18 protein-coding genes are annotated in these 25120 nt (G+C 71.5%); 9 read left to right on the top strand and 9 right to left on the bottom strand.

Going from position 1 to position 25120, the window contains the following annotated elements; all coding sequences use genetic code 11:
- Positions 1–141 precede the first annotated feature (141 nt).
- A complete protein-coding gene (locus tag PH203_RS02075; protein ID WP_289915376.1) occupies positions 142–1188 on the top strand; it encodes a LacI family DNA-binding transcriptional regulator in 1047 nt (348 codons plus the stop codon).
- Between the two features lie 131 nt (positions 1189–1319).
- The gene (locus PH203_RS02070) at positions 1320–2186 is read left to right on the top strand and encodes a phosphatase PAP2 family protein (RefSeq protein ID WP_289915374.1); all 867 of its coding nucleotides are present in this window, start codon (positions 1320–1322) and stop codon (positions 2184–2186) included.
- Here the strand turns inward: PH203_RS02070 and PH203_RS02065 are convergent.
- Positions 2143–3045 (bottom strand): LysR family transcriptional regulator, encoded by a 903-nt coding sequence (locus tag PH203_RS02065; protein WP_289915373.1) that lies wholly within the window; start codon positions 3043–3045, stop codon positions 2143–2145. The two genes, PH203_RS02070 and PH203_RS02065, sit on opposite strands and share 44 nt — an antisense overlap.
- Positions 3046–3116: 71 nt before the next feature.
- On the opposite strand from PH203_RS02065, the gene PH203_RS02060 reads away from it, so the two are divergent.
- Positions 3117–4064, top strand: coding sequence for a DMT family transporter (locus tag PH203_RS02060; protein ID WP_289915371.1), 948 nt, complete (start codon positions 3117–3119; stop codon positions 4062–4064).
- Here PH203_RS02060 and PH203_RS02055 read toward each other — a convergent pair.
- Positions 4052–7048 carry a bifunctional [glutamine synthetase] adenylyltransferase/[glutamine synthetase]-adenylyl-L-tyrosine phosphorylase gene (locus tag PH203_RS02055; protein WP_289915368.1) on the bottom strand — a complete coding sequence of 999 codons (2997 nt, stop codon included), beginning with the start codon at positions 7046–7048 and terminating at the stop codon, positions 4052–4054. The two genes, PH203_RS02060 and PH203_RS02055, sit on opposite strands and share 13 nt — an antisense overlap.
- A gap of 97 nt (positions 7049–7145) precedes the next feature.
- Entirely contained in the window at positions 7146–8003 is an 858-nt protein-coding gene (locus PH203_RS02050; RefSeq protein ID WP_289915365.1) for a hypothetical protein, read from the bottom strand.
- A gap of 162 nt (positions 8004–8165) precedes the next feature.
- On the opposite strand from PH203_RS02050, the gene PH203_RS02045 reads away from it, so the two are divergent.
- Both PH203_RS02045 and PH203_RS02040 read left to right on the top strand, forming a co-directional pair.
- Positions 8166–8690 (top strand): pyridoxamine 5'-phosphate oxidase family protein, encoded by a 525-nt coding sequence (locus PH203_RS02045; RefSeq protein WP_289915363.1) that lies wholly within the window; start codon positions 8166–8168, stop codon positions 8688–8690.
- A gap of 64 nt (positions 8691–8754) precedes the next feature.
- A complete protein-coding gene (locus tag PH203_RS02040; RefSeq protein ID WP_289915360.1) occupies positions 8755–9189 on the top strand; it encodes a VOC family protein in 435 nt (144 codons plus the stop codon).
- A 21-nt stretch (positions 9190–9210) separates the two neighbouring features.
- Here the strand turns inward: PH203_RS02040 and PH203_RS02035 are convergent, their stop codons facing one another.
- Positions 9211–10743: a hypothetical protein gene (locus PH203_RS02035; RefSeq protein WP_289915359.1), complete on the bottom strand. Its 1533-nt coding sequence runs from the start codon at positions 10741–10743 to the stop codon at positions 9211–9213.
- Positions 10744–10806: 63 nt separating this feature from the next.
- Positions 10807–12168, bottom strand: a complete 1362-nt coding sequence (locus PH203_RS02030) for a glutamine synthetase family protein (protein WP_289915356.1) — start codon at positions 12166–12168, stop codon at positions 10807–10809.
- Positions 12169–12516: 348 nt separating this feature from the next.
- Between PH203_RS02030 and PH203_RS02025 the strand changes: the two genes are divergently transcribed.
- Entirely contained in the window at positions 12517–13176 is a 660-nt protein-coding gene (locus PH203_RS02025) for a DUF3105 domain-containing protein (protein ID WP_289915354.1), read from the top strand.
- A complete protein-coding gene (locus PH203_RS02020) occupies positions 13173–13793 on the top strand; it encodes a DUF305 domain-containing protein (protein ID WP_289915353.1) in 621 nt (206 codons plus the stop codon). Before PH203_RS02025 ends, PH203_RS02020 begins: the two co-directional genes overlap by 4 nt.
- A 79-nt stretch (positions 13794–13872) precedes the next feature.
- Here PH203_RS02020 and PH203_RS02015 read toward each other — a convergent pair whose 3' ends face one another.
- Positions 13873–15816, bottom strand: a complete 1944-nt coding sequence (locus PH203_RS02015) for a S53 family peptidase (protein WP_289915350.1) — start codon at positions 15814–15816, stop codon at positions 13873–13875.
- A 315-nt stretch (positions 15817–16131) separates the two neighbouring features.
- Here PH203_RS02015 and PH203_RS02010 point away from each other — a divergent pair, with 315 nt between their 5' ends.
- Both PH203_RS02010 and PH203_RS02005 read left to right on the top strand, forming a co-directional pair.
- Complete coding sequence (locus tag PH203_RS02010) at positions 16132–18168, top strand: NAD(+) synthase (RefSeq protein ID WP_289915348.1); 2037 nt, start codon at positions 16132–16134, stop codon at positions 18166–18168.
- A 132-nt stretch (positions 18169–18300) separates the two neighbouring features.
- Positions 18301–21441: a BTAD domain-containing putative transcriptional regulator gene (locus PH203_RS02005; protein WP_289915346.1), complete on the top strand. Its 3141-nt coding sequence runs from the start codon at positions 18301–18303 to the stop codon at positions 21439–21441.
- A gap of 390 nt (positions 21442–21831) precedes the next feature.
- On the opposite strand, the gene PH203_RS02000 is transcribed toward PH203_RS02005, so the two are convergent.
- The 3 genes from PH203_RS02000 to PH203_RS01990 all read right to left on the bottom strand — a co-directional run bounded on the left by PH203_RS02000 (position 21832) and on the right by PH203_RS01990 (position 25076).
- Positions 21832–22623 carry an ABC transporter permease gene (locus PH203_RS02000; protein ID WP_289915344.1) on the bottom strand — a complete coding sequence of 264 codons (792 nt, stop codon included), beginning with the start codon at positions 22621–22623 and terminating at the stop codon, positions 21832–21834.
- On the bottom strand, positions 22620–23612 hold the full coding sequence (locus PH203_RS01995) for an ATP-binding cassette domain-containing protein (RefSeq protein ID WP_289915343.1): 993 nt from the start codon (positions 23610–23612) through the stop codon (positions 22620–22622). Before PH203_RS01995 ends, PH203_RS02000 begins: the two co-directional genes overlap by 4 nt.
- A 240-nt stretch (positions 23613–23852) precedes the next feature.
- Positions 23853–25076: an MFS transporter gene (locus tag PH203_RS01990; RefSeq protein WP_289915341.1), complete on the bottom strand. Its 1224-nt coding sequence runs from the start codon at positions 25074–25076 to the stop codon at positions 23853–23855.
- Positions 25077–25120: the final 44 nt, after the last annotated feature.

Raw genomic sequence — 25120 nt, 5'->3', positions numbered from 1 at the left:
TGTGCAAGACTCTGCAAGCTCTTGCCAAGACTTTCATGAGGGGGCGCGATGACGCGGCAACCCGGACCCGGCCGGCCAACAGGTCGGCCGCGACGTCCATTTGGTGTGCAAGGGCAGACCTGGCCGGTACAGTCCAACCCCGTGACCACACGGCTTGCTGACATCGCTGCGCAAGCGGGGGTGAGCGAAGCGACCGTCAGCCGGGTCCTCAACGGGAAGCCGGGCGTCGCCGCCACCACCCGCCAGTCCGTGCTGGCCGCACTCGACGTGCTGGGCTACGAGCGCCCGGTGCGTCTGCGGCAGCGCAGTGAGGGCCTGGTGGGCCTGATAACCCCGGAGCTGGAGAACCCCATATTCCCGGCGCTCGCCCAGGTCATCGGGCAGGCGCTGACGCGACAGGGGTACACACCGGTCCTCGCCACCCAGACGCCCGGCGGCTCCACCGAGGACGAGCTCACGGAGATGCTCGTCGACCGGGGCGTGGCGGGCATCATCTTCGTCTCCGGACTGCACGCGGACACCTCCGCCGACATGCAGCGCTACGAGCAGCTGCGCGGCCAGGGCGTGCCGTTCGTGCTCGTGGACGGTTTCTCGCCGAAGGTGCAGGCGCCGTTCATCTCCCCCGACGACCGTGCGGCGATGACGCTGGCGGTGACGCATCTGGTGTCGCTGGGGCACACACGGATCGGCCTGGCCCTCGGCCCCAAGCGGTTCGTCCCGGTCCAGCGCAAGATCGAGGGCTTCGTCCGCGCGATGCAGGACCAGCTCGGCCTGGCCACGGACACCGTCGAGACGGAGTTCGTCCAGCACTCGCTGTACACCCTGGAGGGCGGTCAGGCGGCCGCCACGGCGCTGATCGGCCGCGACTGCACGGCCGTGGTCTGCGCGAGCGACATGATGGCGCTGGGCGCGATACGGGCGGCCCGGCAGCTCGGTCTGGAGGTGCCGAAGGACGTCTCGGTGGTCGGCTTCGACGACTCGCCGCTGATCGCCTTCACCGACCCGCCGCTGACCACCGTGCGCAAGCCGGTGCCGGCGATGGGCCAGGCCGCGGTGCGCACGCTGCTGGAGGAGATCGGCGGGACGCCGGCGCCGCACAGCGAGTTCGTGTTCATGCCGGAGCTGGTGGTGCGGGGGTCGACGGCTTCGGCGCCTGTTTCGTCCCGTAGGAACCGCACTCGTCCCTGAGGCGGAGAATCGGGGGCTTCGAGGCATGCGCTGGTAGGAGTCCGAGGACTCGTCCCGCCGTAGAACGTGCGACCAGGACCGGCCGGAGGGATGATCTGGGGGCAAGGGCTTTTCTGGCAGACTCTGTGTCCATGGGTGAGACGACCGTGACGACACTGGAAGGCCGCGAAGAGGCCGTTCCACAGCCTGTCGCGGCCGGAACGAGGCCGGGCCTCCTGAGCCGGCTGCGCGCCCCGCGCCGCCCCCGCCTCTGGTTCGAGATCCTGCTGATCGCGGTGAGTTACTGGACTTACTCACTGATCCGCAACGCGGTCCCGGAGCAGAAGGCCGAGGCGCTGCGCAACGCCGACTGGATCTGGCGGGTCGAGAACGACCTGGGGATCGCGGTCGAGCAGTCGGTCAACCACGCCGTGAACTCGGTGACTTGGCTGATCGTCGGCATGAACTACTACTACGCGACGCTGCATTTCGTGGTGACGCTGGGTGTCCTCGTCTGGCTCTACCGCAGCCACCCCGGCCGCTACGCGGCGACCCGCATGGTCCTCTTCGCCACGACCGGTGTGGCCCTCGTCGGTTACTACCTGTATCCGCTGGCCCCGCCCCGGCTGATGAACGGCGGCGACTTCATCGACACGGTCCTGGTCCATCAGACCTGGGGCTCGATGGCCTCCGGCGACCTGAAGAACATGTCGAACCAGTACGCCGCGATGCCGTCCATGCACATCGGCTGGTCCCTGTGGTGCGGCCTGACGATCTTCGCGCTGGCCTCGGTCCCGTGGGTGAAGGTCCTGGGCCTGCTCTACCCGGCGGCCACGCTGGTGGTCATCGTCGCCACGGCCAACCACTTCTGGCTCGACGCGGTCGGCGGCATGATCTGCCTGGCCTTCGGCTTCACGGTCGCCCGCCTCTGGTACGGCGCCCTGCCGTACCGCCTGCCGCAGCTGGTGCCGCCCGTCAAGCAGCCCCGGCCTCGGCCGCAGCCCGCATCGCGGCGATGAACGCCCGCAACGCCGGCTGCGGCGGGGCCGTCTCCCGGACCGCCGCGTAGATCGACCGCGAGGGCTCCGGTCCCCGCAGCTCCCGTACGACCACCCCTGGCCGCAGGCCGACCCCCAGTCCCAGCCGGGGGATCATGCTCACCCCCAGCCCCGCCGCGACGAACCCCTGCGCGGTGACGTAGTCCTCGCTCTCGACCACGAACCGCGGCCGGAACCCGGCGGCGTCGCAGGCGCGGAGCTGGGCGTCGAGACACGGTCCGGGCCATTCGCTGCCGACCCAGGGTTCCCCGGCGAGGTCGGTCATCTCCAGCACCTCGGCAGCCGCCAGCGGGTGCCCCTCGGGCAGTACCGCGAGATACGGGTCGTCCAGCAGATGCAGCAGCCGTACGCCGTCGTGGGCCGAGGCCCGTGACCCCACCACCAGCGCCAGGTCCGCCCGCCCCTCCCGGACGTCCGGCAAGGGGTCCTCCGGGTCGATGAGCTTCAGCTCGACCTGTACGCCGGGATGGTCCGTCCGCAGCCGCGCCACGGCCGGAGCGACCAGAGACGCCCCGGCGGTGGCGAAGTACCGCACCGACAGCCGTCCCGTCCGCCCGGCCAGCAGATCGGCCAGGGCCGTCTCCGCCTCGGCGACCTGGCGGCTGATGGTGTCCGCGTACTCGGTCAGCAGCAGCCCGGCGGCCGTGGGACGCACCCCCCGCCCCACCCGCTCCAGCAGATCCGTCCGCGCCTCCTTCTCCAGCGCGGCGATCTGCTGACTCACCGCCGAGGGCGTGTACCCCAGCACGGCGGCCGCCCCTGTCACCGACCCGCTGCTGACCACGGCCCGCAGCACCTGCATCCGACGCACATCCAGCATGTAGCCAAGCTTAACAACACATCAAGAACCCTTCACTTGTCCTCACACGTCTTCTCCCGGACCGTAGAGACATGTCTCCCGCCTCCACGCTCCGCATGGCGGCCCTGGCCCTTCTGTGGGGCTCGGGCTTCCTCTGGATCAAACTCGCCCTCAACCACGGCCTCTCCCCCGCCCAGATCACCATCGCCCGCTGCGCACTGGGCACCCTGACCCTGCTGGCCCTGGCCCGCCGGGCCGGCCAGCGGCTCCCCCGCACACGGGCCACCTGGGGTCATCTGGTCGTGGCCGCGCTGTTCTGCAACGCGATCCCGTTCGCGCTGTTCGCGGTCGGCGAGCAGCATCTCGACTCGGGCATCGCGGGCGTCCTCAACGCCACAACTCCCCTGTGGTCACTGCTGATCGGCCTCCTCCTGGGCACCGACCGCGGCCTGCACCCCGTACGCCTGACCGGCCTGCTCCTCGGCTTCGCCGGCACGGTCCTGATCTTCGCTCCCTGGCACCGCTCGGGCCTGCTGAGCTGGAGCGCGCTGGCGTTGCTGGGGGCGGCGGCGAGCTACGCGGTGGCCTTCGCGTACATGGCCCGCAAGCTGACCGACAAGCGGGCGCCGATGGCGATGTCGGCGGCGCAGCTGTTCGTGGCGACGGGGTGGACGACGCTGTCCCTGCCGGTGGCGGGGCCGGTGGACGCCGACGTCACGGCACTCGTGGCGGTCACGGCGTTGGGCGTGCTGGGAACGGGCGTGACGTTCTATCTCAACTACCGTTTGGTAGCCGACGAGGGTGCGACAGCGGCGGCGACGGTGGGTTACCTGTTGCCGGTGGTGTCGGTGGCGCTAGGTGCGGCGCTGTTGGACGAGACGGTGGGGTTGAGGGTGCTGATCGGCATGGCGATCGTCCTGACAGGGGTCGCCATGACCCGCGTGAAAGGGGCGCGGGGCAGTGTTGAATCTGCGGCTACCGCCGCGCGGGCGCGACCAGCCCCCACGGCGCCGCAGCCGAAAACGGTTCACGCCCCGTAGAACAACGTCTCCACAACAGCCCGCGCCCTGCGCGCCGTACGGCGATAGTCATCCAGCATGTCCCCCACATGCCCCGGCCCGTACCCCAAGTACCGCCCCACCGCGGCGAGTTCACGCGGGTCGGACGGAAACGTGTCCCCGGCCCGCCCCCGCACCAGCATCACGGCGTTACGCACCCGCGTGGCCAACACCCAGGCCTCATCGAGGATCTCGGCATCCTCACCGGCGATGAGTCCAGCCGCACACGCCGCCGCAAGCGCCTCCCGCGTCCGGGTCGTCCTGAGCCCGGCCTCCGCCCACCCGTGCTGCAGCTGGAAGAGCTGCACCGTCCACTCGACGTCCGACAGACCCCCCGGCCCCAGCTTGGTGTGGAGCTTCGGGTCGGCTCCACGCGGCAACCGCTCGGACTCCATCCGCGCCTTCAGCCGCCGGATCTCCCGCACGGCATCGTCACCGAGCCCCTCCGCCGGATACCGCAGCGGATCGATCAGCTCGATGAAACGCCGCCCCAAGTCCTCGTCACCGGCGACGACTTCGGCCCGCAGCAGCGCCTGCGACTCCCAGACCAGGGACCAGCGGCGGTAGTACGCCTCGTAGGACTTCAACGTCCGTACGAGTGGGCCGGACTTGCCCTCCGGGCGCAGGTCGGCGTCGATCAGCAGTGGTGGGTCGGCGCTCGGGATCTGCAGCAGGCGGCGCATCTCGGAGACGACCTTGTTCGCGGCCTCGGAGGCGGACTGCTCTGGCACGCCGTTGCGGGGCTCGTGCACGAACAGGACGTCCGCGTCGGAGCCGTAGCCGAGTTCGTGGCCGCCGAAGCGCCCCATGCCGATGACGGCGAACCGGGTCGGCAGGGTGTCGCCCCAGGTGTCGCGGACGACCGCGCGCAAGGTGCCCGCGAGCGTGGCGGCCGTCAGGTCGGAGACCGCACCGCCGACCCGGTCCACCAGGGCGCCCTGGTCGGCCTCGGCGGGCTGGGTCTCGGTCCCGTAGGAGCCGACGATGTCCACGGCGGCGGTACGGAACAGCTCGCGGCGGCGCACCCCACGGGCCGCGGCGACGGCCTGCCCGGCACCGTCGGCGCGGCTGACCGCGGCGAGGATCTCCTGCTCCAGGGCGGCCCGTCCGCGCGGGGCGAGTCCGGCGCCCTCGCTGTCGCCCAGCAGGGCCACCGCTTCCGGGGCGCGCATCAGCAGGTCGGGGGCGAGCCGTCCGGCGGACAGCACCCGTGCGAGGTTCTCGGCGGCGGCGCCCTCGTCCCGCAGCAGCCGCAGATACCAGGGCGTCTTGCCCAACGCGTCCGACACCTTGCGGAAGTTGAGCAGACCGGCGTCCGGGTCGGCGGAGTCGGCGAACCAACCCAGCAGTACGGGAAGGAGGGTTCGCTGGATGGCGGCCTTGCGGGTGACACCGGAGGCGAGCGCCTCCAGGTGCCTGAGGGCTGCGGCCGGGTCGGCGTACCCGAGCGCGACGAGCCGCTCCCGGGCCGCCTCGGGGCTCAACCGGGCCTCTCCGGGCGCCAGTTGGGCCACCGCGTCGAGCAGCGGCCGGTAGAAGAGCTTCTCGTGCAGCCGTCGTACGACGCCGGCGTGCCGCTTCCATTCGCGGTTCAGCTCGGCCACCGGGTCCGTGCGCAGGCCGAGGGAGCGGCCGATGCGGCGCTGGTCGGACTCGTCCTCGGGGACGAGATGGGTGCGGCGCAGCCGGTAGAGCTGGATGCGGTGTTCCATGGAGCGCAGGAAGCGGTAGGCGTCGTCGAGCCGGCCGGCGTCGTCGCGGCCGACGTAGCCGCCGGCGGCGAGGGCCTGGAGGGCGTCGAGGGTGGTGCCGCTGCGCAGCGAGACGTCGGCGCGGCCGTGCACCAACTGCAGGAGCTGTACGGCGAATTCGACGTCCCTCAGGCCGCCGGGGCCGAGCTTGAGCTCGCGCTCGACCTCCGCCGCCGGGATGTTCTCGACGACCCGGCGCCGCATCTTCTGCACGTCGGCGACGAAGTTGTCGCGCTCGGCGGCCTTCCAGACCAGCGGTTCGAGGGCGGTGACGTACTCCTCGCCGAGCTCGATGTCACCGGCGACCGGACGGGCCTTGAGGAGGGCCTGGAACTCCCAGGTCTTGGCCCAGCGCTGGTAGTAGGCGAGGTGGGAGGAGAGGGTGCGGACGAGCGGGCCGTTGCGGCCCTCGGGCCGCAGATTGGCGTCGACGGGCCAGATGGACCCTTCCACGGTCGTCTCGGAGCAGATCCGCATCATGTGCGAGGCGAGCTTGGTGGCGGAGCGCAGGGCCTTGCCCTCGTCGGCCCCTTCCACGGCCTCGCCGACGAAGATGACGTCGACGTCGGAGACGTAATTGAGCTCGTGGCCACCGCACTTGCCCATCGCGATGACCGCGAGCCGGCAGGCCGCGGCGTCGTCGGGGGCGGCGGCGCGGGCGATGGCGAGGGCGGCGCGCAGGGTGGCGGTGGCGAGGTCGGCGAGCTCGGCGGCGGTCTCGGCGAGGTCCGTCGTCCCGCACACGTCACGGGCGGCGATGGACAGCAGACAGCGCCGGTAGGCGACCCGCAGGGAGACGGGGTCGGTGGCCTCGGCCAGCCCGCGCTCGAACTCCTCGACGCCGGGGTGCAGATCGCGCGGCTCGTACATGACGAGCGCCTGCCAGTCGCTCGGATGCCGGGCCAGGTGCTCGGCGAGCGCGGCGGACGCGCCCAGCACCCCGAGCAGCCGGTCGCGCAGCGGCTTGGCCGCTATCACCGTGTCCAGCAGCTCCCGCCGCGCGCTGGGACCGGGCTGCGCCTCCAGGAGCTGTACGAGTCCGTGCAGGGCGAGGTCGGGGTCGGCGGTGGCGCCGAGCGCTTCGAGGAGCACCGGGTCGTTGCGTACGCCGGTCAGCTCCGGGCCGTCCAGCAGTCGCTCGGAGGCGGAGGGGTCGGTGAAGCCGTGCCGCAGCAGCCGACTGAAGGTACTGCTCCTGCGCCCCGGCGCCGTCATCCTCGGCCTCCTCCGATCAAGGTCATACCTGCTTGAGCCTAACCGGAGCGGGTGGGAGAAGCGCCGGGGCGGATCGCCCCGGAACGCCGGGCCGGTCTCAGCGGGTCACCACCAAGGTGGCCGGGCGGGACGGGTCCGTCGGGATGCTGTCGCCCGGCATGCGGTCGGCGGGGGCGGTGCCGTCGAAGGGCGGGAGGAAGGCCGACGCGGCCGGGTGGCCGGCGACGGGGACGTACACGCGCTGGACGCTGCCGGGGCGGTCGTTGCCCGGCAGGGAGGCGTACTGGACGTCCAGGCACAGTGCGCGCAGCCGGGTCAGTACGTCGGTGACGGCGGCCCCCGGTGTGACCTCGGGGAGCACCACCCGTGCGGGCTTCGCGCACTCGCGGTCCCCCGGCGGCGGTACGGGCTGTCCGGACCGACCCCCGTGCGGTCCGGACAGCGTGAGCCGCGTGAGGGCGTCGGTGGTGTCGCCCGTGGTGTCGACGCGGATCGTGTCGTCGCGCAGCCACTGCAGCGGATGTCCGTCGAGACCGGCCCTGACCCAGTCGGTGGTGTCCACCAGGTATCCCGTCTCGACCGGTGACTGCTCGGGCGGTTCCAGGAGGCGGGGCGCCCGGCCGCGCGAGGCCCACTGCGCCTGCGTCTCCGGCCAGTGCCGCAGCACCACCAGCAGCCGGCCGTCGGGGCGGGTGAAGCGGTGGGCGCGGCCGGCGGACACGGTGTGGGAACCGGCCGGGGTGACCGCGTCACGGGAGGCGCCGTCGATCTGGATGCCGCCGTGGCGGCCGAGGGTGAAGCGGACCGTCGTGAACTTCTTCGCGGGGGTGCCGGGGGCCTCCGTCTCGCAGCCGGTGGCCAGGAGGGCCGAGGCCAGGGCCGCCACCAGGGCGGCGGCGAGGGCGGCGGGCCGCCGGTGCGGACGCGGGTGGCCGCGACCGTCGTGGGAACGCATGCAGGAACGCATGGGATGCCTCCGTCTCTGTGGGCAGCCGGAACGCTGCCTGTGCCGACGATCCCGCCGTCCGGGCGCCGGGCCCATTCGCCATTTGGCGAATCTCCGGGACCGATGACTTCCGTGCCGACGGCGGGTCTGCCTTCCGAAGGGAGGACTCTGATGTCCGACACACGACCCGAAACACAGCCCGACACCCGCCTCGACCCCCGCTACAGCGACAGCAAGGCCTCCGCCACCGAATGGTCGGAGGCGGTGAAGATCCTCACCGGGGCCGAACTGTTCTGGATCTCCACGGTCCGGCCGGACGGACGGCCGCATGTGACCCCGCTCCCCGCGGTCTGGTCCCGGGACGCACTGCACTTCTGCACGGGCCCGGAGGAACGCAAGGCACTCAACCTCGCGGCGAACCCGCACGTCGTGCTCACCACCGGCACCAACACCTGGAACCGGGGATACGACCTCGTCGTGGAGGGCGAGGCCGCGCGCGTCGCCGATGACGGCCGGCTGCGGGAGCTGGCGGCGGCGTGGGAGGAGAAGTACGGCGAGTTCTGGCGCTTCGAGGTGCGGGACGGGTGTTTCCACCACGGTCCCGGACGCGCTCTCGTCTTTTCGGTGGCGCCGCGCACGGTTTTCGGCTTCGGTAAGGGGGAGCCGTTCAGCCAGACCCGCTGGCGATTCGAGTGAGTCGAGTGCGCGGAGTGAGCTGAGTGAGTCGCGTGTTGTCTGACGTCGACAAGGGAGTCACGCCATGGACATGAGTCTCGAAGTGATCCTGATGCCGGTCACCGATGTGGACCGGGCCAAGGAGTTCTACCGGGACAAGGTCGGTTTCCATGTGGATCTCGACGGCGAGGTGATGGAGGGCGTACGGATCGTCCAGCTCACCCCACCGGGTTCGGGGTGTTCGATCGCGCTCGTCGACGGTCTCCAGGTCCCGACGGGCACACCGCAGCCGGGCACGTACCACGGCATGCAGCTGTGCGTCACGGACGCGAAGGCGGCGTACGAGGAGCTGAAGGCACGGGGGCTGGACGTCAGCGAACCCGTGCAGTTCGCCCCGCAGGACGGCGCCACGTTCATGTACTTCAAGGACCCGGACGGCAACGGCTGGGCGATCCAGGAGTACAAGCGCCGGGAGACGGAACCGCTCCACCAGGTGCTGGCGCAGCTCGCGGGGCAGTAACGCTCAGGGCTTCGTCCGGCGTCAGTGATCCCGCCCGCGGCGCCGGACGACCATGACCGTGGCGGCCAGCAGGGCGACGGCGCACACCGCCACGGTGACGACGAGGGTCGTCCGGCCCGTGTCCGTGCTCGGTGCGGCGGTGGCGGCGCCGAAGGCGAAGGGGACGCTGTCGTTGGTGGCGTCGGGGTCGTGGAGGGGCACGCCGGCCGGGCCCGGCCGTACGGTCGCCGTGCCCTTGGCCCCGTCGTACTGCTCGGACACCTTCACCCGCAGTGAGAACGGCGAGCGCTCCCCGGCGGGGACGCCGACCCGCACGGTGCACACGTAGTGCCGGTGGCCCGGCTCGAAGGGATCCGAGCTGTCGCGGCCCGGGCGGACACAGGGGCCGTCGATGCTGTCCTCCTCCGGCGTGAAGCCGGTGCCGTACGCGACCACGCCCTCGGGCAGCACGACATCGACCACGGCGACGGATTTGTCGCCGATCCCGTACGCGGAGGCCGGTCCGTGGTTCAGGGCGCTGACGTCCAGGAGCCAGCCGGTCTTGCCGCGCCGCTCCATCGTCACCTCGGCCGCGAGGTCCGCGGAGTTGTCGGCCGCGACGAGGAACTGTCCCTCGGCGGCCTTCTCGAAGCCGGTTCCCGCTTCTGACGCCCGCACCAGGGTGAGCGCCGGGCCGGTTCCCCGCTCGCGGCCTCCGCCGGGCGTCGTGCCGGGGCGCAGCAGTTCGACCGAGTAGTCGGTCACCGCGGTCAGGACACGCTCGCCGACGGTGGCCGTCAGGGGGCTGCTCAGCTCCACGGTGGCCCCCGCGGGCACGGAGTCCGGGCCGACCGGGAAGACGCAGGTGACGGAGGCCCGGCTGCCCCACAAGCCGACGTCGTCACCGTTCTCGTAGGCGCAGTTGGAGAACTTGTGGTCGAAGTCCAGACCGCCCGCCGACACCCAGCTCACCATGATGCGCCGGTCCGTCGCGAGGTCCCCGGTGTTGCGGAGCCGGAGCGGAATCTCGATCCGGGAGCCGGGCTCGGCGCCCGTCACATCGGGCACGTCGGCGACGACCAGTTCCGGGACTCCGACGACGACCTTCGCCTTCGCGGTGGCACCTTCGGCATGGTCGGCGCTGACGGTGTAGGTGATCGTGCCGCTGGCGCCGGGGGTGGCGGCCGCGTCCGCGCGCAGCGTGAACTCGACCCCCCGTTGCTGTGAGCTATCCGTGTTGACGCAGGTGAAGACCCGACCGTCGGCCTCGCACCGAGGATCGTCGACCGCGACGCTCGCGACCCCCGACAGGCCGCGCGCGTCGATGACGATCGTTTCGTTCTCGGGTGCGGGGACCTGTGCTCCGCCGTCCCAGAACATCCAGCCCGCATGGACCGCCTGCGCCGCCGACCCCACGTTGAGCTGCTTCTCCGCCTCGACCGTGGCGTGCGCCCGGGTCGGCAGCGGCGACGGCGACGGATCGTCGGCCACGGCGGGCGCGGCGGGCGCGGCGGGCGCCAGAGCGAGCAGCGCGGAAGCCGCCACTGCCCCGAAGACCGTGCGCGTGGACCTCATGCAGATGTGATGCGCGAGCGGCGCCGAAGGTTGCCCCTCCGGCGCCGCTCGGTGTCACACCACTCAGAGAACCGGCAGGTTCTTCCGCAGCTCGAACGCGGTGACCTCGGAGCGGTACTCCTCCCACTCCTGCCGCTTGTTGCGCAGGAAGAAGTCGAAGACGTGCTCGCCCAGCGTCTCCGCGACCAGGTCGCTGCGCTCCATCAGGGTCAGCGCCTCGCCGAGGTTCTGCGGGAGCGGCTCGATGCCCATCGCGCGGCGCTCGGCGTCGGAGAGGGCCCAGACGTCGTCCTCGGCGCCCGGCGGGAGCTCGTACCCCTCCTCGATGCCCTTGAGGCCGGCCGCGAGGAGGACGGCGTAGGCCAGGTACGGGTTGGCGCCGGAGTCGATCGAGCGGACCTCGACGCGGGCCGAGCCGGTCTTGCCGGGCTTGTACATGGGGACGCGGACCAGCGCGGAGCGGTTGTTGTGGCCCCAGCAGATGTACGAGGGGGCCTCGCCGCCGGCGCCGGCGGTGCGCTCGGAGCCGCCCCAGATGCGCTTGTAGCTGTTGACCCACTGGTTGGTGACCGCGGCGATCTCCGCGGCGTGCTTGAGCAGGCCCGCGATGAAGGAGCGGCCGACCTTGGAGAGCTGGTACTCCGAGCCGGACTCGTAGAACGCGTTGCGGTCGCCCTCGAACAGGGAGAGGTGGGTGTGCATGCCCGAGCCGGGGTGCTCCGAGAACGGCTTCGGCATGAACGTCGCCTGGACGCCCTGCTCCAGCGCCACCTGCTTCATGACCAGGCGGAACGTCATGATGTTGTCGGCCGTGGAGAGGGCGTCGGCGTAGCGCAGGTCGATCTCCTGCTGGCCCGGGGCGCCCTCGTGGTGGGAGAACTCGACCGAGATGCCCATCGACTCCAGCATGGTGATCGCCTGGCGGCGGAAGTCCATGCCGATGTTCTGCGGGGTGTGGTCGAAGTAGCCGGAGTTGTCGGCCGGGGTGGGGCGCGAACCGTCGAGCGGCTTGTCCTTCAGGAGGAAGAACTCGATCTCGGGGTGGGTGTAGAACGTGAAGCCCAGGTCGGAGGTGCGGGCGAGGGCGCGCTTGAGGACGTAGCGCGGGTCCGCGAAGGACGGGGAGCCGTCCGGCATGAGGATGTCGCAGAACATCCGGGCGGTGCCCGGGGCCTCGGCGCGCCACGGCAGGATCTGGAAGGTCGACGGGTCCGGCTTGGCGATCATGTCGGACTCGTAGACCCGGGCGAAGCCCTCGATCGCGGAGCCGTCGAAGCCGATGCCCTCGTCGAAGGCCTGCTCCAGCTCGGCCGGGGCCACGGCGACGGACTTGAGGAAGCCCAGCACGTCCGTGAACCACAGGCGTACGAACCGGATGTCGCGCTCCTCCAACGTACGGAGCACGAACTCCTGCTGCTTGTCCATCTAGCTTCCCCATCCTTGCTGGTCAGGCCGCCTGCCTCCGGTCCCGCGAGAGACGGTCGGGCACCTGAGCATCCCACCACAACACCATTTCATCCGTGTTGCGGCCCATGATCGGCGGGCCGACCCCTGGGCGAACGCCTCACGTACGGCAGGTGTACTGTTCTGCGCCCATCTTGCCTGCTCGGACGCACATAAGTAATGCCGGGCGGGCCGGAACCTCACGGGATGGGACCAGAGCGGATCACGTGCTCCCGGGCCATTCCTGTGCCCTCCCTTTCTGGGGTCGCTGTCGCCCCTACTACGATCAGCTGACCCGACCGGCCCTCCTTACCCAGAAGGACACACCCCATGGGTTCCGCCAAGAAGAAGAACTCCGCCGAGCGCCAGGCTCGAATAGCGGAGATGCGGCGCGCCGAAAAGGCCCGCGAGCGCCGCAATCGGCTCCTCACCATCGGGGCGAGCGTGGTCGTCGTGACCGGTCTCGTCATCGGCGGTGTCGTGATCGTGCAGTCGCAGGACGACAACGGCGGCACGGCCGACTCCAGCAACCCGGGGCACTGGACGACGGGCAAGGACGGGGTGAAGACGTGGTCGTCGAAGCTCAGCCAGACCCATGTCACCAAGACCGTGAAGTACCCGATGACGCCCCCGGCCGGTGGTGACCACGACGCGCGCTGGATGAACTGCAACGGCGACGTGTACACCAAGGAGATCAACAACATGAACGCCGTGCACTCGCTGGAGCACGGCTCGGTGTGGGTGACGTACACGTCCAAGGCCAAGAAGGCCGACGTGGACGCGCTGGCGAAGAAGGTCAAGGCGACGCCGTACTCGCTGATGAGCCCGTACGAGGGCCAGGAGGCCCCGATCATGCTGACGGCGTGGGGCCACCAGCGGACGGTGACGGGCGCGAGCGACCCGAACGTGGCGAAGTTCTTCGAGACGTACGTCCAGGGTGAGCAGACACCGGAGAAGGGTGCGACGTGCTCGGGCGGTCTGACGCAGTGAGGAAGGCCGGCTGGATCGCCTCGGCCGCGGCGGCGGTGCTCGTCGCGACCGGGGGAATCACCTACGCCGTCACTCAGGACGACGGTTCCGGTGACACCCCGACGGCGGACTCGGCGGACGCCGGGTTCGCGCGGGACATGGCGGTGCACCACCAGCAGGCGGTGGAGATGTCGTTCATCGTGCGCGACCGTACGAAGGACGAGGACGTCCGGCTGCTCGCGTACGACATCGCGCAGACGCAGGCCAACCAGCGCGGCATGCTGCTGGGCTGGCTGGATCTGTGGAATCTGCCGAAGGTGTCCTCGGATCCGCCGATGACCTGGATGGACATGGGCGGCATGGCCTCCGGCGAGGACGGCGCGCTGATGCCGGGCATGGCGACCAACACCGAGTTGGCGAAGCTGAAGAAGCTCAGCGGCAAGCAGGCGGAGATCTTCTATCTGCAGCTGATGACCGACCACCACAAGGGCGGTGTCCACATGGCCGAGGCCTGTGTGTCGCGCTGCACGGTGAAGGTGGAGAAGGACATCGCGCAGGGCATGGTCGACGCGCAGGAGTCGGAGATCGCCCTGATGGCGGACATGCTCAAGGAGCGGGGCGCCGGGCCTCGCGACTGACGGTCGCACAGGTCCGCCGACGGCCGGATGGGCCCACCCCCGTGCCGGGGACCGGGCCCACCCTGGGGAGCCGTTCCGTTCAGTGGCGCCGGTAGGACTCGATGTAGCCGCCCGTGGGTGTGCCCACGCCGGTGACGTCGTCGTAGCCCTTCACGGCGGACAGCGAGCTGTCCTTGCCGAGGCTGCGGACGGAGGTGATCAGACCGTCCGTGGCGTCGTAGCCGTTGACGAAGTCGACCCGGACCGCCGCGAGTCCGGAGCCCGTCGGGTTGTCCGTGACGTCGTGGTACGCCTTGGAGCCGTAGCGTGCGTAGATCGCCGGGTTGGCGAAGCCGAGCGGCTTGCCGCCGGCGGCCTCCTGGGTGAGGGCCTGCACGGCCGCGATGACGGGCGCGGCGAGCGAGGTGCCGCCGATGCGGTACTCGTCGTACGCCTGGGTCCTGCCGTCCGGCAGGGTCTGGGTCTGGCCGACCAGGAACCCGGTGGTGGGGTCGGCGTCCGCGGCGATGTCCGGGACGACCCGGTTGCCGTCGGGGCTGTTGACCTCGGCGAGCGCGTCCGGCACGACTCCCTGCTGGTAGTCCGGCTCGGCGACGAGCTTGCTGGTGCCGCCGCCCGCGCCGTAGGCGAAGGTGCCGGGGAAGCCGGTCCAGCTCGTGCCGTCGGCCGACAGCACGGCCTTCTCGGTGCCCCAGCCGGTCTCCCACAGGTAGTTGTCGTTCTTGCCGACGGCCAGCGAGGTGCCGCCGACGGCGGTCGCCCACGCCGAGGAGGCGGGGAAGTCGACCTGCTTGGTGTTGGTTTTGGCGAGTTCGTCGCCGTTGTCGCCGCTGGAGAAGTAGAAACCGATGCCCTCGACGGCGCCCAGCTGGAAGACCTGGTCGTAGGCGGCCAGCAGGTCCGGCGTGGCGTCGGCCTCGACGTCGCTCCAGGAGTTGGAGACGATGTCGGCCAGATGCCTGTCGACGACCTTGCCGAGCGCGTCGAGCAGGTCTTCGTCCCTGCAGGAGGCGCCGCCGACATAGGTGACGTCCGCGGCGGGCGCGACCGCGTGGACGGCCTCGACGTCCAGGCTCTCCTCGCCGTACCAGCCGGCCGCCTTGCAGTCCTTGGTGTTCGTGTACTTCTCGGGCAGCACCTGGTGCAGCTGTCCGGTCTTCCACGGCGCGTCGCCGTGCTTCTTCGCGTAGGTGGCGGCGTCGAAGGCGATGGTCGGCGAGGCGTAGGCGTCCGTGATGGCGACGCGCACGCCCTTGCCGGTGCGGGCGCCGGCGCCGTACGCGGCCCGCAGCTGCTTGCCGGTGTACCCCTTGACCGCGTACGGGACCTTGGTGCCGTACGCGTCGGGCAGGGTGCTCGCGGTGTTCGAGCCGTAGTACGAGGAGAACGGCCCCGGGTTGCGGACCACGGTCTCCGGGGGCGGCAGCGTGTCGTCGTGGCTCGCCCGGTGCGGCGCGGTGTCCAGGCCGGTGACGGTCAGGACGGCGTCGGCCAGGTCCACCGGCACGGACGCGGACTTCGTCGGGGCGCGGTAGGTGTGCCCGGACTTGATGTAGTTGTGCAGCTGGGTGCCGAACGCCCGCTCGGCGGCGGCGACATCGCCGCTGACGGCGAGGTAGTGCCGTGTGACGTCGGTGACCTTCAGGCCCGTCGATGTCAGCCAGGACTTCACCGCGGACACCTGGGCGGCGGTCGCGCCGAAGCGGGCCTGGGCCTGCTTCGCCGTCAGGTACCGGCCGTACGACGCCGAGTGCGGGTCGGAGACGGCCTTCGCGTACGCGGCGAGGCCGGTGGCGTCCCGGCCGGCGAGGTAGACCCGGCCGGAGAAGCCCGCGGTGTCGGAGGCGGCACCCCGGTCCGCCCCGGCCGTGGCCCAGGCGGGCTTGGTCCCGGCCAGTGCGTCACGGTGCGGGGCGTCCGCGGCATGGGCCGCGGGTATGCCGAGCGCCAGTGCGCCCGCGAGCATCGGCAGTGTCGCCGCCATGCCCACACCGGCGCGCATGATGGCGCGATTGGATCTCATGAAACCCCCTGCTGTGCGGTTCCTCGCATGGAGTGATCGGTGAGGTCACTCTGGCGCCGAACGGTTCATGCCAGGGGAACGAGCGGATCAAGAACCCTCAAATACCCGCTGTTCGTGGATGCTTGAGCTGTTTCAGCAGGTGAACCGAGGTGCCGAAGCGGTCTCGATCACCTCCGCACCCCGCGGATCCCCTACGGCGCCTCCGCAAACGATCAAGCCCAGGTCAAAGACGCCGAGCGCTGAGCCGAGGGATGGCGTGGGAGGCCGGCATCTCCCGCCACCCCATCGCGTCTCTCTGACGATTACACTGGCCCCGTGCCTCCACTGAACTTCTGGTCGATCTATCAGCACGGGTTCGCACGCGTGGCCGCCTGTACGGGTCACACCGTCATCGCCGACCCGCCCGCCAACGCCGAGGCGGTGCTGCGGCACGCGCGGCGGTGTTCCGAGGAGGGGGTCGCCGTCGCGGTGTTCCCCGAGATGGTCCTGTGCGGTTACTCCATCGAGGACCTGCTGCTCCAGGACGCGCTGCTCGACGAGGTCGAGGCGGCCGTCGCGACCGTGGTCGCGGGCTCGGCCGGCCTGCTGCCCGTCCTGGTCGTCGGGGCCCCGCTGCGGCACCGCAACCGGATCTACAACTGCGCGGTCGTCGTGCACCGCGGCCGGATCCTCGGGGTCGTGCCCAAGTCGTACCCCCCGAACTACCGCGAGTTCTACGAGCGCCGCCAGATCGCCGACGGCTCCGAGGAGCGCGGCGGGACGATCCGCGTCGCCGGCACGGAAGCCCCCTTCGGCGTGGATCTGCTCTTCGAGGCCTCGGACGTCCCCGGGCTCACCCTGTTCGCCGAGATCTGCGAGGACATGTGGGTCCCGGTGCCGCCCAGCGCCGAGGCGGCCCTCGCCGGGGCGACCCTCCTCGTCAACCTCTCCGGCAGCCCGATCACCGTGGGCCGCGCCGAGGACCGCAAGCTGCTGTGCCGCTCGGCGTCCTCCCGCTGTCTCGCCGCGTACGTCTACGCCGCCGCCGGACTCGGGGAGTCGACCACCGACCTGTCCTGGGACGGACAGACGATGATCTACGAGAACGGCGTGCTGCTCGCCGAGACCGAGCGGTTCCCGCTGGGCGACGAGTACGCGATCGCCGACGTGGACCTCGATCTGCTGCGGCAGGAGCGGTCCCGGATGGGCACGTTCGACGACAACCGGCGTACCCACCGGGCAAGGACGAGCGACTTCCGTACGGTCGGCTTCGAGCTGGATCCGCCGCTCACCGATCTCGGGCTGCGGCGGCGTCTTGAGCGGTTCCCGTTCGTGCCGGCCGACGCCGAGCGGCTCGCCCTCGACTGCTACGAGGCCTACAACATCCAGGTCGAGGGGTTGCAGCAGCGGCTCGCCTCCATCGGTGGGCCGAAGGTCGTCATCGGGGTGTCCGGCGGGCTCGACTCCACGCACGCGCTGATCGTCGCGGCCCGCGCCATGGACCGGGCCGGGCGGCCGCGCAGCGACATCCTCGCCTGGACACTGCCCGGCTTCGCCACGAGCGACCACACCAAGGACAACGCCCACGCCCTGATGCGGTCCCTCGGGGTCACCGCGGCCGAACTCGACATCACGCCCACCGCACGGCTGATGCTCCAGGAGATGGGGCATCCCTTCGCGTCCGGCGAGCCGGTGTACGACGTCACGTTCGAGAACGTGCAGGCGGGGCTGCGCACCGACTATCTGTTCCGGTTCGCCAATCAGCGCGGCGGGATCGTGCTCGGCACCGGGGACCTCTCGGAGCTCGCCCTCGGGTGGTCCACGTACGGCGTGGGCGACCAGATGAGCCACTACAACGTCAACTCGGGCGTGCCGAAGACGCTGATCCAGCACCTCATCCGGTGGGTCATCAGCAGCGGTCAGTTCGACGAGGAGACGGGCAAGATCCTTGCCGCGATCCTCGACACCGAGATCAGTCCGGAGCTGGTGCCGGGCGAGGAGATGCAGTCGACGGAGTCGAAGATCGGGCCGTACGCCCTGCACGACTTCACGCTGTTCCATGTACTGCGGTACGGGTTCCGGCCGTCGAAGATCGCGTTCCTGGCGTGGCACGCATGGCACGACGTCGAGGGCGGGGCCTGGCCTCCCGGGTTCCCCGAGGCCAAGCGGGTCACCTACGACCTGGCCGAGATCCGCAAGTGGCTGGAGGTCTTCTGCCGCCGCTTCTTCGCCTTCGCCCAGTTCAAGCGCTCCGCGATGCCGAACGGACCGAAGGTGTCGGCCGGGGGCTCGCTGTCGCCGCGGGGTGACTGGCGGGCGCCTTCGGACAGTTCGGCCCGCGCCTGGCTGCGGGACCTCGAACGTTTCGACTAGGTCGGTCCACACGGCACCGCAACCGCAGGGCGGTGCGCAGGAGTTCGGCGGGCCGGGGTATCGGCCATTCCGTCTGGCAGCCCTGACGCCCTGGAGTCCGGCGGGAGTTGTCGATCTCGCTAGTCTTCGGGGATGACCATCGAGCTGACCCTGCTGCCCCGTGTCGCCTGCCGTGGGCGTGAGGTCACCGCACCCCGTCTGCGGGGGCTGTTGGCGCTGCTCGCCGAGGAGCCGCGCACCGGGTGCAGGACGGGCCGGCTGGTGGAGGGGCTGTGGCCGGACGAGCAGCCGGAGCGGCCGGGCAAGGCGGTGCAGGTGCTGGTGTCCCGGCTGCGGTCGCAGCTGGGCGCCGAGTTGGTGGTGAGCACGCCCACCGGGTACCGGCTGGCCCTGGAGGAGGCGCAGGTCGACAGCTCGGCGCTGGTGCTGCACGAGGCGGCGAGTGCGGGGCGGGCGCGGGCCGGGGATCACGCGGGGGCGCTGGCGGAGGCCGAGGCGGGGCTCGCGCTGTGGGACGGGAGCGCGCAGGCCGGGGCGGGCGAGGAACTCGACGATCCGGTGCTGGCGTTGCGGGTCGCGCGCGTGCCCGTGCACCGGGCGCTGGTGCGGTCCCAGGCGCTCGCGCTCGCCCGCCTCGGGCGGAAGGAGGAGGCCGCGGGGGTGCTGGCCGAGGTGGCCGCTTCGCTGCCGCGGGACGAGGAAGTCCTCGCGGAGCTCCTGCGGTGCGAGGCGGCCACCGCGGGGCGGGCGGCCGCTCTGCTGCGGTACGACGGCTACCGGCGCGGTCTGCGCGAGGAGTTGGGGACCGATCCGGGACCCGGGCTCAGAGCCGTGCACCAGGAGCTGCTGCAGGCCGACCGCGCCCCGGTCCGGCACGGTGTGCCGCACGAGCCGAACCCGCTGCTGGGCCGGGAGGCCGACATCGCGGCCGTGGCGGGGCTGTTGCGCACGGCCCGGGTGGTGACGGTCGTCGGGCCCGGCGGCCTCGGCAAGACCCGGCTCTCGCACGCGGTGAGCCAGTCGGCCGAGCAGTCCGTGGTGCACTTCGTCGCTCTGGCCGGTGTCACCGCCGACGACGACGTGGCCGACGAGGTGGCCTCGGCCGTCGGCGGAGCGGAGAGCCGGCAGTACGCCAACAGCGGGGACGCGGCCGGCGGCATCGTCGCGGCGCTCGGACAGGGGCCCGCGCTGCTGGTGCTGGACAACTGCGAGCAGGTGCTCGGCGGTGCCGCCGCCCTCGTACAGGCGCTGGTGTCGCGGTCGAAGGAGGTGCGGATCCTGGCCACCAGCCGGGCGCCGCTCGGGCTGACCTCGGAGTCGGTGTACGCGCTGCCGGAGCTGTCGCTCGCGACCTCGGTCGAGCTGTTCGGGCAGCGGGCGCGGGCCGCGCGGCCCGGGGTGGAGCTGCCCGCGGACCAAGTGGCCGAGATCTGCCGTCACCTGGACGGGCTGCCGCTGGCGGTCGAGCTGGCGGCGGCGCGGGTGCGGGTGCTGTCGGTGGCGGACATCTCGCGGCGGCTGCGGGACCGTTTCGCGCTGTTGCGCGGGGGTGCCCGGGACACGCCGGAGCGGCATCGGACGCTGCGGGCCGTCGTGGAGTGGAGCTGGAACCTGCTGGAGGACGACGGGCGGGCGGCGCTGCGGGCGCTGTCGGTGTTCCCGGGCGGGTTCGCCGAGGACGCGGCGGAGTACATGGTCGGGGAGAGCGGGGACGCGCTGACGCTCCTTGAGCAGCTGGCCGAGCAGTCGCTGCTCAAGGTGGACGACAGCCCCTTCGGGGTGCGCTTCCGGATGCTGGAGACGCTGCGGGAGTTCAGCGCGGCCCGGCGCGTCGAGGCCGGCGAGGAGGAGGCGGTGACCGGCCGGTTCCTGTCCTGGGCGCGGGACTTCGGGCGGGCCCGGCACGATGTGCTGTTCCGGGGCGATCCCTTCTCCGACTGGATCCGTATCCGCGCCGAGCAGGACAACCTCGTCCTGGCCCTGCGGTACGCGCTGGCCCGCGCCGACGGTCCCACCATCGCGGCCCTCACCGCCGTACTGGCCTGTCTGTGGGCCACCGACACCAACTACGCGCGGCTCGCCGCCCTCGCCGCCGAGACGGCGGGGCCGCTGTCCCACTTCCGCCCCGGGCCCGAGAACCCCGAGGACACGGAACCGGCCCGCACCGCGGCGGCGGCCTGCGCGGCGAGCCTCTTCATGGGCTACGGCCCGCACGCCGTACGCCAGCTCGTCACCCTGCGCCGGCTGCCACCCGCCCCTGCGGACACGATGGTGCGCGCACTGTCGGTCGTGCTGTGCTCGCTCCAGGACATCCGCCCGCCGGAGTACACCCGTCTCAAGGAGCTCTGCGAGTCCGACGAGCCCCTGCTGGCGGGCGTCGCGGCCTGCGTCGCCAGCTATGTCTGGGAGTCCGAGCACGACACCGCGCGCGCCCTGGACTGCGCCCGCCTGATGGTCGACACGCTGGGGTCGCTGCGCAACCCGGCCGTCATGCTGCTCTCCCACGGCCGGATCAGCGATCTGTGTCTGCAGTCCGAGCAGGGCGAGGAGGCGTACGGTCATCTGCGCGTGTGTCTCGACGGGGTGAGCGAGTTCGGCGACTGGTGGGACTCGGACGGGGTGCGCTGGGGGCTGGTGGTGGCCTGTCTGCAGCGCGGGGAGGTCGACGAGGCCGAGTACTGGCTGGGCCTTGCCGAACAGAACCGGCAGCGGTCGGAGCTCTCCCAGTTCTACGCCCCCGACCTCGCGGTCCGCGCGGAGATCGCACTGGCCCGGGGGCTCACCGAGGTCGGCCTGGGGCTGTGGCGGCGGGCGCTGGAGCGGATGGGCGAGGACCGGCCGTCGCGGGGCGAGGATCCGTTCGTGGACTCCTGGTGGCTGAAGCTGCAGTCGACGGGACTCGCCGCGCACGCCCAGCACGACCGCCTCGAACCGGTCGCCGGGCTCGCCGAGGAACTCCGTGAACGCCTCCTCGGCATGCTCTCCGGCGCCCCCGAGGACCGGGCCCCGGTCGAACTCCCGGTCTACGGCACGGTCCTGCTGGCCCTCGGCCTCGCCGGGATCGCCCGGGGCGACACCTCGGCCGTACGCCTGCTGGCCCTGACGGAACGCATGCCGGTGGTACGCGAGTTCCCCACCCTCTCCTCGTCCCGCTCCCGCCGGACCGCCGAGGACGCCGACAGGACGGCGTACACCGAGGCGAAGTCGGCGTACGCCGCCCTGGGACGCGAGGAACTGCGGGAGGCGGCGCTGCGGGAGTTGGGGGCGGACTGAGGGGGGCGGGTCTGAGGGGGCGGCCCAAGCAGCGCAGCCCCAGCGGAATGGCCCGAGCGGGACCCGAGCGGGACGCGGCCCGGTGAGCGCGGCCCGAGCGGGACGGCCGAAGCAGCGCAGCCCCAGCGGAATGGCCCGAGCGGGACCCGAGCGGGACGACCCGAGCAGCGCGACCCCAGCCGAACGACCCGAGCAGGACGTCCCCGGCAGCGCGACCCCAGCCGAACGACCCCAGCAGCGCAGCCCCAGCCGGACGGCCCCAGCCGAACGACCCGAGCAGGACGACCCCGGCAGCGCGACCCCAGCCGAACGACCCCAGCAGCGCAGCCCCAGCCGGACGGCCCCAGCCGGACGGCCCGAGGAGGGCGGGGCTTGTCCTGCGGGCGGTGGTCAGTGCTTCGGCTCGCTGTCGAACTTCGCCCTGGACCAGCGGTAGCCGAGCACGGTCAGCGCGAGGCACCAGGCGAGGGCGATCCAGCCGTTGTTGCCGATCTCGGTACCGAGCAGGAGACCGCGCAGTGTCTCGTTGGCGGGCGTGAAGGGCTGGTACTCGGCGATGGGCTGGAACCAGCCCGGCATCGAGTCGACCGGCACGAAGGCGCTGGAGATCAGCGGCAGGAAGATCAGCGGCATCGCGTTGTTGCTGGCCGCCTCGGGGTTGGGGCCGACCAGGCCCATGCCGACTGCGATCCAGGTCAGCGCGAAGGCGAAGAGCATCGTCAGGCCGAACGCGGCGAGCCATTCCAGGACCGTGGCGCCGGAGGAGCGGAAGCCGATGGCCACGGCGACGGCACCGACGAGGGCCACGCTCAGCACACACTGCAGGACACTGCCGACGACATGCCCGACCAGTACGGACCCGCGGTGGATGGACATGGTCCGGAACCGCGCGATGATCCCCTCGGTCATGTCCATGGACACGGACACCGCGGTGCCGATGGTCGTGGAGCCGATGGTCATCAGCAGCAGACCGGGGACGAGATAGGCGATGTAGGCGGAGCGGTCGGCGCCGTCGCCCATCCCCGCGCTCATCGTGTCGCCGAAGATGTAGACGAAGAGCAGCAGCAGGATGACCGGCGTCAGCAGCAGGTTCAGGGTCATGGACGGATAGCGGCGGGCGTGCAGCAGGTTGCGCCGCAGCATGGTGCCGGAGTCACGGACGGCGAGGGCGAGGGAGCTCATCGGGCGGTCTCCTTGGACTGGGCGGGGACGGTGGTGGGACCGGTGACGGAGCCGGTGGCGGGGCCGGTCAGGGCGAAGAACACGTCGTCGAGGTCAGGGGTGTGGACGGTGAGCTCGTCGGCCTCGACGCCGGCGGAGTCGAGCCAGTCGAGAACGGCCCGCAGCTCGCGCTGGCTGCCGTCGCTGGGAATCTGGAGCGTGAGGGCCTCGTCGTCCCGGGTCACCTCGCGCAGGGCGGCCGCGGCCGACCGGTAGGCGTCCGGGTCGGTGAAGCGCAGCCGGACATGCCCGCCGGGGATCAGCCGCTTCAGCTCCTCGGCACTCCCCTCGGCGACGAGCTTCCCGCCGTTCAGCACCGCGATCCGGTCGGCGAGTTCATCGGCCTCCTCCAGATACTGCGTGGTGAGGAAGACGGTCGTGCCACCGGAGACCAGCTCCCGGATGATGCCCCACATGGTGTGCCGGGACCGCGGGTCGAGCCCGGTGGTGGGCTCGTCCAGGAAGATGATCCGCGGGCCGCCGACGAGCGTCATCGCGATGTCGAGACGCCGCTTCATACCGCCGGAGTAGGTCGAGGCCGGCTTCTTCGCGGCCTCGGTGAGATCGAACCGCTCCAGCAGCTCGGCGGCCACCCGGCGCCCCTCCTGCCGGGACAGGTGGTGCAGGTCCGCCATCAGCAGCATGTTCTCCTCACCGGTGATCAGCCCGTCCACGGCGGAGAACTGCCCGGTCACCCCGATCGCCGCGCGCACGGACTGCGCCTCGGCGACCAGGTCGTGTCCGCCGATCCGCGCCTGCCCGGCGTCGGCCGAGATCAGCGTGGACAGGATGTTCACCGCGGTGGTCTTGCCGGCGCCGTTCGGCCCGAGCAGGGCGAAGACGGTGCCGGCGGGCACCTGGAGGTCGATGCCGTCGAGGACGGTCTTGTCCCCGAAGGACTTCCGCAGCCCGGTGGCCGCGATCGCGAGTGACTGCTTCGTCGTCGTCATGCGGAAGAGCTTGCGGCGCCGGCGGTTCAGAACGGCTTCACCGCGGTTTCAGCCGGCCCGGAGAGCTGAAACAAGCCCCTCGCGGCGCCTGTGACCGGCCCCTCGCAGGCGCCGGAACGGGTCCGTCACAAGCCCCGGAACCGACGAAGGGGCGCCCGGCGATCCCGGGCGCCCCTCATCGTCGTACGACCTACGACCACGTCGTACGTCCTACGACCACGTCGTACGACCTACGACCACTCAGTACTGCACTGCCTCCACCTGCTCCGGCAGATGCGCGACGAGGATCCGCTCCCGCCCGGCGTGCGGGACCGCCCGCCTCCGGTCCACCGCGTACGCCGCCCCGGCGACGCCCAGTCCCAGCACGGCCAGGCCCGCCCCGGCCAGCGCCGGGGACGTCACGCCGAAGCCGGCCGCGAGCGCCAGGCCGCCGATCCAGGCTCCGCCGGCGTTGGCCAGGTTGAAGGCGGCCTGGTTGGCGGAGGAGGCGAGGGAGGGGGCGGAGGACGCCTTCTCCATGACCATCAGCTGGAGCGGGGAGCCGGTGACGAAGGCGGCGATGCCGAGCAGGACGACCGCGAGGGCCGCGCTCCACCCGGTCGCCATCAGCAGCGGGAACAGGGCGAGGACCACGACCAGCGAGGTCAGTCCGCCGAACAGGGTGCCGCGCATGGCGTGGTCGGCGAGCCGCCCGCCCACCAGGTTGCCCACGGTCGCGCCCACGCCGAACAGCGCGAGCAGCAGCGTCACGCTGGCGTCGGCGAACCCGGCGGAGTCCGTCAGCATCGGCGTGATGTAGCTGTACGCGGCGAAGAGCGCCCCGAAGCCCGCGACGGTCGTGCCGAGCGCCAGCCAGACGGGGACGGACCTCAGGGCCGCCAGCTCTCCGCGCAGCCCGGCGTTCGACGCCGCCGTCGCCCGGTCGTGCGGGATCAGCCACGCGAGCGCGGCGATGGCCGCGAGGCCGATCGCGCTGACGCCGAGGAAGGTCGCCCGCCACCCCAGGTGCTGGCCCATCAGCGTGGCCACCGGCACGCCCGCGACGTTGGCGACGGTCAGGCCGAGGAACATCAGGGACACCGACCGGGCCTTGCGCTCCGGCGCGACCATGCCGGTGGCGACGACCGCGCCGACGCCGAAGAAGGCGCCGTGCGGCAGCCCGCTGACGAAGCGGGCCACGAGCAGCCCGTGGTAGTCGGGGGCGAGGGCCGAGGCCGCGTTGCCGGCGATGAACAGCGCCATCAGGCCGATCAGGACGGTACGGCGGGACATGCGCGCGGTGACGGCGGCCAGCAGCGGGGCGCCGATCACCACGCCCAGCGCGTACGCCGAGACCAGATGACCGGCGGTGGGGATGGAGACGTCCAGGTCGGCCGCGACGTCGGGCAGCAGGCCCATCATGACGAACTCGGTCGTGCCGATGCCGAAGGCGCCGACGGCCAGGGCGAGCAGGGCCAGGGGCATGGGGTGCCTGTGCCTTTCAGGGGTAGTTCCGCGGTGCTTATGTT

Source organism: Streptomyces sp. S.PB5, from assembly GCF_030403745.1.
Lineage (GTDB): Bacteria > Actinomycetota > Actinomycetes > Streptomycetales > Streptomycetaceae > Streptomyces.
Note: the sequence above shows the minus strand (reverse complement) of the source record. Positions and strands in the feature narration are given on the sequence as shown.